This is a genomic window from Herbiconiux gentiana, assembly GCF_024978135.1.
GTDB classification, from domain to species: Bacteria; Actinomycetota; Actinomycetes; order Actinomycetales; family Microbacteriaceae; genus Herbiconiux; species Herbiconiux gentiana.
This window is the reverse complement of sequence record NZ_JANTEZ010000006.1, coordinates 150605-163977: the sequence shown is the minus strand read 5'-3', so window position 1 is coordinate 163977 and position 13373 is coordinate 150605. Positions and strand designations below refer to the sequence as shown.

Genomic DNA, 13373 nt, shown 5'->3' with positions numbered 1-13373 from the left:
CGTGCAGTTCTAGGCTGAGGGGATGCCCAGCCTCGACCGCGACATCCTGCGACTCGCGGTGCCGGCCCTCGGGGCCCTGGTCGCCGAACCCCTCTTCCTGCTCACCGACACCGCCCTCGTGGGCCACCTCGGCGAGACGCCGCTCGCCGGATTGGGCGTCGCGAGCACGCTGCTGCAGACCGCGGTGGGCCTGCTGATCTTCCTCGCCTACGCGACCACACCCGCGGTCGCGCGGCGGCTCGGAGCGGGCGACCGGCCCGGCGCGATCAAGGCGGGCATCGACGGCATGTGGCTCGCGCTCGCCATCGGGGTCGCGCTCGCGCTCGTGGCCTGGCCGCTCGCGGGCCCCCTGGTCGGGCTGTTCGGCTCCACCTCCGCGGTCTCCGCCGAGGCGGTCACGTACCTCACGGTGTCGCTGATCGGGCTGCCCGGCATGCTCGTCGTGATCGCGGCCACCGGGCTGCTGCGCGGGCTGCAGGACACCCGCACCCCGCTCGTCGTCGCCGTGTCCGGCTTCGCCGCGAACGCCGCGCTCAACGCCGTGCTGATCTACGGCGCCGGCTGGGGCATCGCGGGGTCGGCCGCCGGCACCGTGCTGGCGCAGTGGGGGATGGCCGCCGTGTACGTCGTGATGGCGGTGCGGGCGGCCCGGGCATCCGGAGTCTCGGTGCGACCCGGCGTCGACGGCGTCTCGGGGGCGGCCCTCGCGGGCGGCTGGCTGCTGCTGCGCACCGCGAGCCTGCGGGCGGCGCTCGTGGGCTCGGTGGTCGTGGCGTCGTCGCTCGGGGTGACCGAGCTCGCGGCGTTCCAGATCGCGCTGACGGTCTACTCGACGCTGGCCTTCATCCTCGACGCGCTGGCGATCGCCGGGCAGGCGCTGATCGGGCACGGGCTGGGCGCCTCCGAGGTTCAGCGGGTGCACGCCGTCACGCGGCGGCTCATCCGCTGGGGCATCGGCGCCGGCGTGGCTCTCGGCGTGCTCGTCGCGGTGGCCGCACCGTTCGCGGGGCCGGTGTTCAGCTCGTCGCCCGAGGTGCAGCAGGCCGTCACCGCGACGCTCCTCACGATGGCGGTCGGCATCCCACTGGCCGGGTTCGTGTTCGTGCTCGACGGCGTGCTGATCGGGGCCGGGGATGCGCGCTACCTCGCCCTCGCGGGGCTGCTCACGCTGGTGGCGTATCTGCCGCTGCTCGTGGCGGTGGAGCTCGTGCATCCGCCCGGAACCGCCGGCCTCGTGTGGCTGTGGCTCGCGTTCGGGCTGGGCTACATCGGGGCGCGGGCGCTGACGCTCGGGCTGCGGGCGCGCGGGTCGCGGTGGATCGTGACGGGGGCGCCGGGCGGGGCGGCTTAGATCTCCACCCTGAGGCCCCGCACCGCCACGTCGATCCCTCCGTCGAAGTGGGCGGATGCCCGTTCCCGGGCGGCCTCGACGGTCAGCGTCTCGGCGCGATGCGTCAGCACGAGGCGTGCGGCCCCCGCCGCCGTGGCCGAGCGGCCCGCGTCCTCCGGGGTGTGGTGCACGGCGTCGCTTCGCACCGGCTCGTCGTACCCGCACTCGACGAGGAAGAGATCTGCTCGCTCCCCGATCTCCTCGAGCGACAGGCAGGGCGCCGAGTCGCCGGAGTAGGCGAAACGGCGGCCGTCCTCCTCCACCGTGAGCCCGAAGGCGGGCACCCCGTGCTGCACCGGCCCCCACTCCACGCGCAGCGAGCCGATCGACGCCTCACCGAACCCGCTCATCGGCCGGTGCTCGAACACGCGCGGCAATTCGTCGACCGAATTCGGGCCGAGATACGCCGCGAGTCGATCGAGCATCCCCTCGGGGGCGATCAGCGGGATCGGGCCGCTCGGCCGGTGCTCGCTGAAGCGCAAGGCGTAGTAGGCCACGAGCAGGTCGGCGGAGTGGTCGGCGTGGCGGTGCGAGACGACGACGGCATCGAGCTGGTCGAGCGTGATGCGGCGCTGCAATTCGGCGAAGGTGCCGGTGCCGGCGTCGAGCCAGACCGAGGTGCGTCGGCCGTCGGCGGCGGGCTCGCTCTGCAGCAGGTAGCCCGAGCAGGGCTCGTCGGGTCGCGGGTAGGGGGTCGCGGTGCCGAGCACGGTGAGGAGCATGCACCTATCCTCCCGTGCGCGGCTCCGCGTTCCCGCCGGCGGGGGCGGCGGCGCCGGCCCGGCCGCTTGCGGGCGCCGGCGCGTCGCCCCCGCCGCCGGCGTACTCGTGGAAGAGCTCGTGCTCCCGCTCCCGGTGCGGATAGAAGAGGAACACCAGCACCGCCCCGATCAGCATGGTGAGCATCCCGGTCGCGTAGGCCCAGTCGGCCCCGTCGAGGAACGACTGCCGCGCGGCCTCGACGATGCCGTCGGCGTACTGCGGATACTGCTTCGCGATCGACACCGCCCCGTCGAACGACTTCTGCAGCTGCGCGGCCACGCTCGACGTCACCTCGGACTGCACGGTGGCGGGAGCATCCGCTATCGACCGCGCGATGGCCGCCGAATAGCCGGCCGTGAGAATGGCCCCCAGCACCGACTGCATGATCGACCCGCCGAGGTCGCGCTGCAGATCGGACGTGCCCGACGCCATGCCCGCCCGCGCGACCGGAACCGAGTCGGTGAGCGAGCGCGACGAGGGCGGCCCGGCGAGCCCCACCCCCACGCCGATCAGTGCGTAGCCGACGCCGACGGGCAGGTAGCTCACGCCGACGTCCCAGAACAGCAGCATCGTGAGGAAGCCGAGCAGGCAGAACGCGAAACCGAGCAGGAACACCACCCGTGCGCCGAAGCGCAGCACGAGCCGGCTCGACAGCGGGGCCGCGAGCACCATCAGCAGGGCCGCGGGCAGGATGCTCGCCCCCGCCTCGAGCGCCGAGTACCGCAGCACGTTCTGCAGGAACAGCTGCCCCACGTACATCGCACCCATCAGCGACCCGAACACGATGATGCCGCCGACGGCCGCCACCCAGAAGGTGCGGCGCGACGCGATACGCAGGTCGTAGAGCGGATGCGCGGCCCGCCGCTGCCGCAGCACGAAGCCCACTCCCGCCACCACCGCCACGGCGCCGAGCCCGAGGGCGAACAGCTGCGCCCCGGGCACCGCCGCGAAGTTGATCCCCAGCACCAGCGCGGCCACCAGCACGATCGACAGCACTCCCCCGAGGTTGTCGACCGGATCGCTGCCCTCGTTCACCTTCGCCGGCACCACGAGCAGCACGATCACGAGCGTCACCGCCGCCAGCGGGATGGTCATCAGGAAGACCGCGCTCCAGTCGAAGACGCCGATCAGGCAGCCGGAGGCGAGCGGGCCGAGGGCCGAGATGGCGCCGCCGAGGCCCGACCAGAGGGCGATGGCGGCGATGCGCTTCGGGCCGGTCCAGAGCGCGGCGATCAGCGCGAGGGTGGTGGGGTAGGCCATGCCGGCCGCGACGCCGCCGAAGACCCGGGCCACGAAGAGCACCTCGATGCCCGGCGCGAAGGCGGCCAGCAGCGCGGCGGGGATGCTGAGGGCGAGGCCGAGCACGAGCATCCGCTTGCGCCCGTAGCGGTCGCCGAGGGCGCCGAGGTAGAGCACCGAGCCCGCCAGGCCGAGCGAGAAGCCCACCGCCACGAGGTTGAGCGCGGTCTGCGAGGCGTCGAAGGCCTGGCCGATGGAGGGCAGGGCGACGTTGGCGACCGAGAGGTTGAGGTTGGCGACGCCCGAGGCGAGCACGAGGGCGAGGAGCACGAGGGGGCCGCGGGCGGGGGCAGTGCCGGCGGTGGTGCCTGGGGTGGTCTTCGTGCTGGGGCTCGCTGCTTCGTGCGCCATGCGCCGCAACCCTCCCCCGATGCCCGGCGGCACCTGGCACGACAGTAGCGCCCCGCCGCCCCGCCGTGCCAGAGCGGTGGTCAGGCGGGAACCGGCCCGGTGGTGTCGCCGAGGCGCAGCTCGCAGGCGAACTGAAGGGAGTGCGCCTCGTCGCCCGCGATCAGCGCGGCCACCGCCTCGCCGGCCGCGCGGCCCTTGTCGGCGGCGGGCTGGCGCATCGTGGTGAGCTCGTGGCCGGTGAGGCCGTCGATGCGCACCCCGTCGAAGCCGGTCACCGAGAGGTCACCCGGCACCGACAGGCCCCGCTCCTCGGCGGCGCGCAGCACCCCGACGGCGAGCAGGTCGCTCTGCGCCATGATCGCGGTCGGCCGCTCCCCGGCCGGCACGTCGAGCAGCGCGGCGGCCGCGGCGGCGCCGTTCTCGACCAGGTTGTACCCGGCCGTGTACGCCGTCAGCCCCGGGAAGACGCGGGCCGCCCCGCGCAGTCGGTCGGCCGTCACGGGGGCGGTGATCTGCGGCAGCTCGTCGACGGCCACCGGGCGCGACACCCGGTCGGGGTCGACGCCGAGCAGCACGGTGCCGACCCTCCGGTGTCCGAGCTCGTGCAGGTGCCGGGCGAGCTCCTCCGAGGCGGTGACGTTGTCGAGCCCGATGTCGACGACCCCCTCGCGCTCGCCCCCCTCGATCGACACCAGCGGGATGCCCCGCCGCCCCAGCGACGCGATCACGTCGTCGAGCACGGTGCTGCAGCCCATCAGCACGGCGGCGTCCACGGCGGCCGAGCGGATGCCCTCCCCCACCGCTCCCGTCTCGGTGAGCAGCAGCAGGCCGTTGCTGTCGACCCCGAGCCCGTCGGCGATGCCGTCGAGCGTCTGCACGTTCACCGGGTCGCGGAAGGCGTGCAGCAGCCGCTCGTCGAAGACGATGCCCACGACGCCCGAGCGGCCCTGCCGCAGCGACCGGGCCCGCGGATCGGGACCGCCGTAGCCCAGCGCGGCCGCCGCCGCGAGCACCCGGTCACGGGTGGCGGCCGACACGGGCCCGTTGCCGCTGAACGCCAGGGACGCCGTCGACCGGGACACCCCGGCGCGCTCCGCCACGTGCGACAGGGTCGCCCGGTGCGTGCCTTGCGATCCGCCGCTCATGCTCGCTACTGTAGTCGAATCGATTCGATCGAAACGATTCGATTCGAGGTCACACCGCATATCCGGCCCCTGACCTCGCCGCCGCTTCGTCGCCACCGCTCCGCCACCGCCAACGCCACCGCCACCTTCGAGTCACCGAGGATTCCCATGACGACCACCATGCTCCCGCTCCGCCGGCTGCACGCCTGGCGCAACGCGATCTTCGTGGTCTTCGCCCTCAGCGGCGTCTCGATCGCGAGCTGGGTCGCGCGGCTCCCCGCCGTGCGCGATCAGCTCGGCATCGACACGGCTCAGGTCGGTCTGCTGATCTTCGCGATGTCGGCGGGTTCGGTGGTCGGGCTGATTGCGGCGCCCCCAATCATGGCCCGCATCGGCGCCCGGGCCGGCATGGCCGTGGTGCTGGGCCTCGTCTCGGTGGGCCTCGTCGGCATCGGGCTCGGTACCGACACGATCGTCGCGCCCGCCGTGGTGGCCGTGGGGCTCGCCCTCTTCGGCTTCGGCAACGGGGCGGTCGACGTGATGATGAACGTCGAGGGCGCCGCCGCCGAACGCGCCATCGGCAAGACGCTGATGCCGCTCATGCACGCGTTCTTCAGCTTCGGCACCGTCGCCGGGGCGGGCATCGGTGCTCTCGCATCCGCTCTCTCGGTGCCCGTCGTGGTGCACCTCGCGGTGATGGCCGTCGTGGTGCTGGCCTCGGTGCTCGTCGCCATCCGCTTCGTGCCGAAGGGCGCGGAGGCCTCCGAACTCGACGACGCGCCGAAGAAGCCCCTCCGCGAGCGCCTCGCCGAGTCGCTCGGCGTGTGGAAGGACGTGCGGCTGCTCGCCATCGGCCTGATCATGCTCGGCATGGCCTTCGCCGAGGGCTCGGCCAACGACTGGCTGGCCATCGCGATGGTCGACGGCTACGACCAGTCGAACACCACCGGCGCCATCGCGTTCGGCGTGTTCACGGTGTCGATGACGGTCGGCCGCGTCGCCGGCGGCCCGGTGCTCGACCGCTTCGGGCGGGTCCCGGTGCTGCGGGTGAGTGCCGGCCTCGCCGTGCTCGGGTTGCTGCTGTTCATCTTCGCCCCGGCGCCGTGGCTGGCCTTCGTGGGTGCGGCCCTGTGGGCGCTCGGCAGCTCGCTCGGCTTCCCGGTGGGCATGTCGGCCGCCGCCGACACCACCGACCCCAAGGTCTCGGCCGCCCGCGTGAGCGCGGTGGCGATCATCGGGTACACCGCGTTCCTGGTGGGGCCGCCGGTGATCGGCCTGCTCGGACACGAGTTCGGCATCCTGCACGCCCTGCTGCTCGTGCTCGTGCTCGTGCTGCTCGCCGGCCTCGCCTCGCCCGCCGCCCGCGAGCGCGCGCCCCGCCGCTGACCCGGGCCGGTCGGCCTCACCTGGCGACCGGGCTCCCTCACCTGCCGGCCGGTCGCCCCCCACCTGCCGACCGGGCGGGTGAGGCCGGGCGGGCGGTTACGCTCTACTGGTGCGTCTCGTCATTGCCACCTGTTCCGTCGACTACGCCGGCCGCCTCAGCGCCCACCTGCCGCTCGCGAAACGGCTGCTGATGCTGAAGAGCGACGGCAGCATCCTGGTGCACTCCGACGGCGGCAGCTACAAGCCCCTGAACTGGATGAGCCCGCCCTGCACCATCACCGTGCAGGAGCCCGACGCCGACCAGGCCGAGGCGGGCATCACCGAGCTCTGGAAGGTGACGCAGAAGAAGACCGACGACGTGCTCGTGGTCTCCCTCTACGACGTCGAGCACGACTCGGCGCACGAGCTCGGCATCGACCCCGGCCTCGTGAAGGACGGCGTCGAGGCGCACCTGCAGAAGCTCCTCGCCGAGCAGATCGAGCTGCTCGGCGACGGCCACACCCTCGTGCGTCGCGAGTACATGACCGCGATCGGCCCCGTCGACATCCTGGCCCGCGACTCGGCCGGGGCATCCGTCGCCGTCGAGATCAAGCGCCGCGGCGACATCGACGGCGTCGAGCAGCTCACCCGCTACCTCGAGCTGATGAACCGCGACCCGCACCTCGCCCCCGTGCAGGGCGTCTTCGCCGCGCAGGAGATCAAGCCGCAGGCGCGCACGCTGGCGCTCGACCGCGGCATCCGCTGCGTCACGCTCGACTACGACGCGATGCGCGGCCTCGACGACGCCGACTCCCGCCTGTTCTGACCCGCCCGCCACCTCCCCTCCCGTCGGGTCCCCCTGCCGTTCCGCCCCTCCGGCCGCGCGCCCTCCGTCGCGTCCCACCTTTTCGCCGACTGGTCACTTTCGGCGCCACCCGCGCCACTTTCGCGCCGAAACCGCCCACTCGCGCGGATCTCGTAGGGGCGAGTGGTCACTTTCGGCGCCACCTGCGCGAGGTTCGCGCCAGAAGTGACCACTCGCGGGGTCGTTAGGGTGGGAGCGTGGCTTCCCGCAGACCCGCCTTCCCCAAGTCGTACTCGAACCGGCCGCTGCGCAAGGCGCTCGAGACCTTCGCGGCGCTGCCGAACCGCACCACCCTCGACGCCCTGCTGAAGGCGATGCGCACCGGCGGCCTCGTGGTCGACATCACCGGGTCGACGGATGCGGCCGACCCGCAGCTGCGCACCGTCCTGTCGACGACGGGTGAGCTCGTGCTGCCGCTGTTCACCTCGATCGCCGAGCTGCGGCTCGCGGTCCCCGAGGAGCAGCGGGCGCTCGCGCAGGCGATGATCCTTCCCGCGCCCGAGGCGCTCGCGCTCGTGTCGACGGCCGACTTCGTCGCCGTGCAGTTCGACGTCGGCTCCCTGGGCCAGGTCGTGAAGCGCGAGTTCGTCGAGGCCTGACGTTTCGGCCCGAGCATCCGCTCGCCACGCCTGAGAGCTCAGGATGCGCAGCCGCCCCAGCGCCGCCACCCACCCTCACCGGGTTCAGCAAGCGCGACCGACCGGCACCGCCACCCACCCACCGCCGGGGTCAGGATGCGCGACCGCCCCAGCGCCGCCACCATGCACCCCGGAGTCAGGCCGTGAAGGCGAGCGCCAGCGTGGCGAGGGGGACGATGATCGCCACCGCGATCAGTCCGAGACCCATGAAGCGCGGCCACGAGATCGTGACGCCCAAGGCCGTGAGGCGCTGGTGCCAGAGCAGGGTCGCGAGCGAGGCCCACGGGGTGACGAGCGGGCCGAGATTGACGCCGATCAGCAGCGCCACCAGCCGCAGCTGGCTGCCCGCCTGCGGCTCGAGCACGAGGTAGGCCGGGAGATTGTTGATGCCGTTGGCGCTGACGGCCGCGACCGCCGCGAGGTGCAGCAGACTGAGCGGGTCGTCGCCGCTGCCGCTGACGGAGGCGAGCAGATCCTCGAGGCCGTGGGCATGGGCCGCCTCGACCAGCACGAACAGGCCGAACGCGATGCCGAGCGCCTGCCAGGGCACGAGCCCGACCGAGATCGCCTCCCGCCGGCGCACGAGGAACGCGGCGAGCAGCAGCACGGCCGCCACTCCCGCGACCCACGCCACCTCGAGGCCCGAGACGAGCATCGGCAGCAGCAGCACGACGACGATCGCCGAGTAGACAAGCAGGCCGCGATCCCGGATGGGCGTGCGCTCGGGCACGAGGTACCGCCCGACGAGCCGCGACCGGTAGACGACGGAGAGGATAGCTACGCTCACGACCACACCCACGAGCGCCGGCGCCCAGACGATGCCGAGGAACTGCACCGGTCCACCGTCGAAGGACCGCGCCGCCAAGAGGTTCGTGAGGTTCGACACCGGCAGGAAGAGGGAGGCCGTGTTCGCCAGCCACACCGTCGCGAGGGCGAACGGGATCGGCGAGACGCCGACGTGCAGCGCCAGCACCACGACCACCGGGGTGACCAGTACGGCGGTGGTGTCGAGAGAGAGGAACGCCGTGCTGACCACGGCGAGCGCGATGACGAGCAGCCAGAGCGCCCAGATGCGTCCGCGGCCCCAGCCCGCGATGCGTTCGGCGAGGGCGGTGAAGACCCCGGCATCGCTCGCCAGTTCGGCGACGATCGTGATGGCGATGACGAACGCGAGCACCGGGGCGACGCGTTCGACGAGGGCGCTGAAGTCGGGCCAGGGGAGCACCCCGGAGGCGACCACCACGACGGCTGCGGCGAGCAGGAGCAGGGTGATGACCACGGGGGCGCGGCGGGCGAGGGAGCTGACCATTTCAGGTGGAGTCTAGGGCGGCGAAGCTGCGGGCCCGCTCCGCTCGGCCGCGGGGCGACCCTAGGATTGGGCGGGTGACTGAGCAGAACCCGTCCAAGCCGTGGTCGTGCATCCTCTTCGACCTCGACGGAACCATCACCGATTCCGCTCCGGGCATCATCGGCCGGCTCTCGCGCACCCTGCAGGCGATGGGGCGGCCGGTGCCGCTGCCGGCTGAGCTCGTGGCCTTCGTGGGGCCGCCGATCCTCGACGGCTTCCGCGACGTGGCGTCGATGACGGAGGCCGAGGCCCGGGAGGCGCTCGTGGTCTACCGCGGGCTCGCCGCGTCGGAGGGGCCGCAGGACGATGCTCGGGTCTACCCGGGGATGATCGATCTGGTGCGCACGCTGCACGCCGCCGGGATCCCGCTCGCGATCGCGACCTCGAAGTCGGAGACGCAGGCGCTGCGCATCCTCGAGCACCTCGAGGTGGCCGACTGCTTCGAGGTCATCTGCGGCTCATCGGAGGACGAGACCCGGAGCGCCAAGGCCGACGTGGTGGAGGAGGCGCTGCGCCGCCTGCGCGCGCAGTCGGTCGACCTGGCGAACATCGTGATGGTGGGCGACCGCGAGCACGACATCATCGGCGCCGCGGCCCACGGGGTGCCGGTCATCATGGTCGAGTGGGGCTACGGCTCCCCCGCCGAGGCGGTCGGCGCGATCGCGGTCGTCCACTCGGTCGACCAGCTCTCGTCGGCGCTCCTCTAGCCCCTCCCGGAACGCCGACGGCCCGCCGGCGTCGGGGGACGGGGCGGGTCGTGGGCGAGGGTGGGGTCAGCCGTGCAGGCGGCGGCGACGGATGCCGAGGACGACCGCAGCGGCACCGCCGAGCAGCATCAGGAGGCCGAAGCCCGACGCGACCAGCGGCTCGGCGCCGGTGCTCGCCAGCGAGGAACCCGCACCTCCGGCACCGCGCGAGCCGCCAGCCCCACCGGTACCGGATCCGGATCCGGCTCCGCCGACACCGGGCGTGGCGGTACCCGACGGTAGCGGCGTCACCGTCGTGGTGGGCCGGGGAGTGGCGGTGCCGGTCGGGCCCGGAGTGGGTCGCGGCGTGGCAGTCGGGGTGGGCGTCGGCGTCGGCGTGGGCCCGGCGGTCGCGACCGCGGTGAACGGTAGCGCCACGACGACGCTCGGCGACTCGGGGTTGCCGTTCATGATGCGACCGGTGATCGTCACCGTGCCCGAGAACGACCCGGCGGCCGTCGGCGCCAGCGCGAGGTCGACCGTCGCGCTCTCCGAGGGACGGTAGATCTTCCCCGTTCCGAACGTCGAGCCGGCCACCTTCACCGCGCTCACGACCGCCCCGCCGGCGTCGGTCACCCGCACGTCGGACTCGGCGAACGACAGCGGGTCGATGCCCCGCACGGTCAGCGTCAACCGCCGCAGAGAGGTCGACCCCACCTTCACCGATCCGAAGTCGAGCGTCGACCCACCGTCGGGAGTCGTCACGTCGAAGTGCGCCCGTGCCGTGGTCAGCGACTCCGACCGGAAAGCGAGCAGGAAGGGAGTCGTGCCCATGCGGTCGGCCGACACCACGGTCAGCGTGATGGGCTGCATCGCCACGGTGGGAGCGGGCGGGGCCGTCAGCGTCACGGAGATGGTGCGCCGTTGCCCCGGCGCGATGACCTCGCCCGCCTTGATGGTGGTGCCGGTCAATGAGAAGGGAGCGGTCAACGCCGAGAGCGGCGCCGGATCGATGGTGATGTTGTCGACGCCGTCGTTCAGCAGCTCGATCGTGCGAGGGATCACGCTGCCCTGCTTCACGTACCCAAAGTCGGGCAGGAGCGCCGGCGTCGACACCGAGATCTGATCGCCGGGAGCCGCAGACGCCGGGGCGACCGCACCACCCAACACGCCGGCGACCAGGAGAGCCCCCGCGAAGACAGCGGCGGAGCGTGAGCGGTGCAGAAAGAACATGGCCCCAACCTCGCGCAGAAGCCGCTGAGGGCGTTATGAGCAATCACTACTCACCGCGAAGCCAGCCGGCACCAGCCGGCACCCACCCTCCCTCCGTAGGCTGTCCCTATGGACGGATTCGACCTGCTGCCGAGCGCGATCATCCTCGGCGCGGTGCTCGTCACCCTGGCCGCCGCGTCCACGGTCCTGCGCCGCCGCGGCACGAGGCAGAAGGCCACCGCCGCCCAGCGCCGCACCGTCGCCCCCACCCGCCTCCCCGTCGACGAGCTCGTCAAGCGTGCGAACATCCAGCTCGTGCAGATGGACGACGCCATCCGCGACGCCGCCGACGAGCTCGAGTTCGCCCGCGCCGAATTCGACGACGCCATCGTGCACGAGTTCGCCGAGGCGCTCGACACCGCGAAGGCACGCGCCTCCGAGGCCTTCGCCCTGAAGCAGCGCCTCGACGACTCCTTCCCCGACACCGAGCAGGAGCAGCGCGACTGGAGCAAGCGCATCCTCTCCCTCAGCGACTCGGCCCTCGCCCTCGTCGCCGCCCAGACGCGAGCCGTCGGCGAGCGCCGCCGCGCCGAGACCGCCGCCCCCGACGCCCTCGCGCGCCTCCGCGACGGCATCGACGACGCCCGCGAACGCCTCCCGCTCGCCTCCGCCACCCTCGACGAACTGCGCGACGCCTACGACCCGGCGGCCCTGAGCGCCGTCGACGACGCCGACAGCCTCGCCCGGGACGCCCTCGACGCCGCGGCCGCCGCCACCCGGCAGGCCGAGCAGGACTTGCAGACCGCCGCCGTCGCCCCCGTCGCCAAGGACGTGCAGCGCGCCGAGCAGCTCCTCCGCGAGGCCGTCACCCGCCTCGACTCCGTCGATCGCACCCGCGACGCCCTCCGCCGGGCCCGCGCCGACCGCGCCAGCGCCCTGGCCCAGGCCGCAATCCGCCTCGCCGATGCCGAGGCCCTGCGAGCGACGGTCGCCGACGCCGACGCGGCCCAGCACATCCTCGACGCCGAGAAGCGGGTGCGCGACACCGTCGCCCTGGCCGAGACGCGCCGCCCCGCGCATCCGACTGCCGACATCGACGCCCTCAACGCCGCTGCCACCGAGCTCGACCACGCCCTGCACACGGCCCGCACCGCCCAGCAGCGCCTGGACTCGGCCCGCGACGCCCTGGCCGGCGCCCTCGCGATCGCCGAGAGCCACATCAGTGCGGCGAGCGAGCTGATCTCGTCGCGCCGCAGCGGCGTCGGCACCGACGCCCGCACGCGCCTGGCGGCCGCCGAACGCGAACTGCAGCTCGCCCGCCTCGAGGCCGACCCGGTCGCCGCCCTCGACGGGGCCCGCCGCTCCGCCACGCTCGCGACCGACGCCGACGCCCTCGCCCGCTACGACACGATGCACGCCCGCTGATGCCCAGGCAGACAAGCCGGCAGACCCGCCGACAGACCCGTCGCCGGATGCCCGGACGAACGATCCGCATCCTGAAGCCCGCCGCGCTTGCGCTCGCCACGCTCCTGGTCGCCCTGATCGTGGGCTTCCTCGTCGACGCGCACATCACCTACGCCGCCGAGCTCGCCCCCGTGCAGGCGGTCGCCGACGACCCCGCCGTCGCCATCCACTGGACCCACGGCGCCGTCGTGATGACCCCCACCGGCGAGTCGAACGGATCCGGCGAACCGAACGGATCCGCCGAGCCGAACGGCACCGGCCTCGTCTTCCTCGCGGGCGCCAAGGTCGACCCGCTCGCCTACGCCGACAAGCTCAGCGGCCTCGTCGACAGCGGCACCACGGTGGTGATCGTCCGCCCGATCCTCAACTTCGCGATCCTCGAGTTCCGGCCGTTCAGCACCTTCACCGATCTGGCCCCCGGCGTCGACGACTGGTACGTCGGCGGCCACTCCCTCGGCGGCGTCAAGGCCTGCCAGTACGCGACCGATGCCGACGTGAAGGGCCTCGTGCTCCTCGGCTCGTACTGCGCCGGCGACCTCAGCGACGGCGGCATCCCCGTGCTCTCGGTCTCGGGCACCGACGACGGCCTCAGCACCCCCGCGAAGATCGACGACTCCCGCGTCGACCTCCCGCCCGACGCCCGCTTCGTGGTGATCGACGGCGCCAACCACGCCTCGTTCGGCGACTACGGCGTGCAGCCGGGCGACGGCACGGCGAGCATCGACGACGAGCGGATGCGCGCCCGGCTCACCGAGGCCCTGACCACCTTCATCGAACCCCGCTGACCAGCAAAAGCCAGCAACAGCCCGCAGAAGCCAGCAACAGACCGCAACAACCGCAGAAACGACGAATGCCGGCCCCCGGAGGTA

12 protein-coding genes are annotated in these 13373 nt (G+C 73.1%); 7 read left to right on the top strand and 5 right to left on the bottom strand.

Annotated features, from left to right (window positions below):
- Window positions 1-22: 22 nt before the first annotated feature.
- Entirely contained in the window at window positions 23-1351 is a 1329-nt protein-coding gene (locus NVV95_RS15310) for an MATE family efflux transporter (RefSeq protein ID WP_259487413.1), read from the top strand.
- Here the strand turns inward: NVV95_RS15310 and NVV95_RS15305 are convergent.
- From NVV95_RS15305 to NVV95_RS15295, 3 genes are all read right to left on the bottom strand, one after another.
- On the bottom strand, window positions 1348-2112 hold the full coding sequence (locus tag NVV95_RS15305) for an MBL fold metallo-hydrolase (protein WP_259487412.1): 765 nt from the start codon (window positions 2110-2112) through the stop codon (window positions 1348-1350). The two genes, NVV95_RS15310 and NVV95_RS15305, sit on opposite strands and share 4 nt — an antisense overlap.
- 4 nt (window positions 2113-2116) lie before the next feature.
- Complete coding sequence (locus NVV95_RS15300; RefSeq protein WP_259487411.1) at window positions 2117-3802, bottom strand: MFS transporter; 1686 nt, start codon at window positions 3800-3802, stop codon at window positions 2117-2119.
- 80 nt (window positions 3803-3882) lie between these two features.
- On the bottom strand, window positions 3883-4947 hold the full coding sequence (locus tag NVV95_RS15295; protein WP_259487410.1) for a LacI family DNA-binding transcriptional regulator: 1065 nt from the start codon (window positions 4945-4947) through the stop codon (window positions 3883-3885).
- 147 nt (window positions 4948-5094) lie between these two features.
- Between NVV95_RS15295 and NVV95_RS15290 the strand changes: the two genes are divergently transcribed.
- From NVV95_RS15290 to NVV95_RS15280, 3 genes are all read left to right on the top strand, one after another.
- The gene (locus NVV95_RS15290) at window positions 5095-6312 is read left to right on the top strand and encodes an MFS transporter (protein WP_259487409.1); all 1218 of its coding nucleotides are present in this window, start codon (window positions 5095-5097) and stop codon (window positions 6310-6312) included.
- A 109-nt stretch (window positions 6313-6421) separates the two neighbouring features.
- Window positions 6422-7117: an endonuclease NucS gene (gene nucS, locus NVV95_RS15285; protein WP_259487408.1), complete on the top strand. Its 696-nt coding sequence runs from the start codon at window positions 6422-6424 to the stop codon at window positions 7115-7117.
- Window positions 7118-7353: 236 nt separating this feature from the next.
- Window positions 7354-7755 (top strand): SseB family protein, encoded by a 402-nt coding sequence (locus NVV95_RS15280; RefSeq protein WP_259487407.1) that lies wholly within the window; start codon window positions 7354-7356, stop codon window positions 7753-7755.
- Window positions 7756-7930: 175 nt separating this feature from the next.
- Here the strand turns inward: NVV95_RS15280 and NVV95_RS15275 are convergent, their stop codons facing one another.
- The gene (locus NVV95_RS15275; protein ID WP_259487406.1) at window positions 7931-9103 is read right to left on the bottom strand and encodes an SLC13 family permease; all 1173 of its coding nucleotides are present in this window, start codon (window positions 9101-9103) and stop codon (window positions 7931-7933) included.
- A 74-nt stretch (window positions 9104-9177) separates the two neighbouring features.
- On the opposite strand from NVV95_RS15275, the gene NVV95_RS15270 reads away from it, so the two are divergent.
- A complete protein-coding gene (locus NVV95_RS15270; protein ID WP_259487405.1) occupies window positions 9178-9849 on the top strand; it encodes an HAD hydrolase-like protein in 672 nt (223 codons plus the stop codon).
- 66 nt (window positions 9850-9915) lie between these two features.
- Here the strand turns inward: NVV95_RS15270 and NVV95_RS15265 are convergent, their stop codons facing one another.
- Entirely contained in the window at window positions 9916-11061 is a 1146-nt protein-coding gene (locus NVV95_RS15265; protein WP_259487404.1) for a choice-of-anchor D domain-containing protein, read from the bottom strand.
- Window positions 11062-11169: 108 nt separating this feature from the next.
- On the opposite strand from NVV95_RS15265, the gene NVV95_RS15260 reads away from it, so the two are divergent.
- Together NVV95_RS15260 and NVV95_RS15255 are read left to right on the top strand one after the other, a co-directional pair.
- Window positions 11170-12465: a coiled-coil domain-containing protein gene (locus NVV95_RS15260; protein ID WP_259487403.1), complete on the top strand. Its 1296-nt coding sequence runs from the start codon at window positions 11170-11172 to the stop codon at window positions 12463-12465.
- Between the two features lie 47 nt (window positions 12466-12512).
- Window positions 12513-13289 (top strand): alpha/beta hydrolase, encoded by a 777-nt coding sequence (locus NVV95_RS15255; protein ID WP_259487402.1) that lies wholly within the window; start codon window positions 12513-12515, stop codon window positions 13287-13289.
- Window positions 13290-13373: the final 84 nt, after the last annotated feature.

What these genes read in the sequence shown, in the direction of transcription:
- NVV95_RS15255 (WP_259487402.1), top strand. Translation starts at nt 12,513, where the DNA reads ATGCCCGGACGAACGATCCGCATCCTGAAGCCCGCCGCGCTTGCGCTC.
- NVV95_RS15295 (WP_259487410.1), bottom strand. Translation starts at nt 4,947, where the DNA reads ATGAGCGGCGGATCGCAAGGCACGCACCGGGCGACCCTGTCGCACGTG.
- NVV95_RS15290 (WP_259487409.1), top strand. Translation starts at nt 5,095, where the DNA reads ATGACGACCACCATGCTCCCGCTCCGCCGGCTGCACGCCTGGCGCAAC.
- NVV95_RS15300 (WP_259487411.1), bottom strand. Translation starts at nt 3,802, where the DNA reads ATGGCGCACGAAGCAGCGAGCCCCAGCACGAAGACCACCCCAGGCACC.
- NVV95_RS15305 (WP_259487412.1), bottom strand. Translation starts at nt 2,112, where the DNA reads ATGCTCCTCACCGTGCTCGGCACCGCGACCCCCTACCCGCGACCCGAC.
- NVV95_RS15275 (WP_259487406.1), bottom strand. Translation starts at nt 9,103, where the DNA reads ATGGTCAGCTCCCTCGCCCGCCGCGCCCCCGTGGTCATCACCCTGCTC.
- NVV95_RS15265 (WP_259487404.1), bottom strand. Translation starts at nt 11,061, where the DNA reads ATGTTCTTTCTGCACCGCTCACGCTCCGCCGCTGTCTTCGCGGGGGCT.
- NVV95_RS15310 (WP_259487413.1), top strand. Translation starts at nt 23, where the DNA reads ATGCCCAGCCTCGACCGCGACATCCTGCGACTCGCGGTGCCGGCCCTC.
- NVV95_RS15260 (WP_259487403.1), top strand. Translation starts at nt 11,170, where the DNA reads ATGGACGGATTCGACCTGCTGCCGAGCGCGATCATCCTCGGCGCGGTG.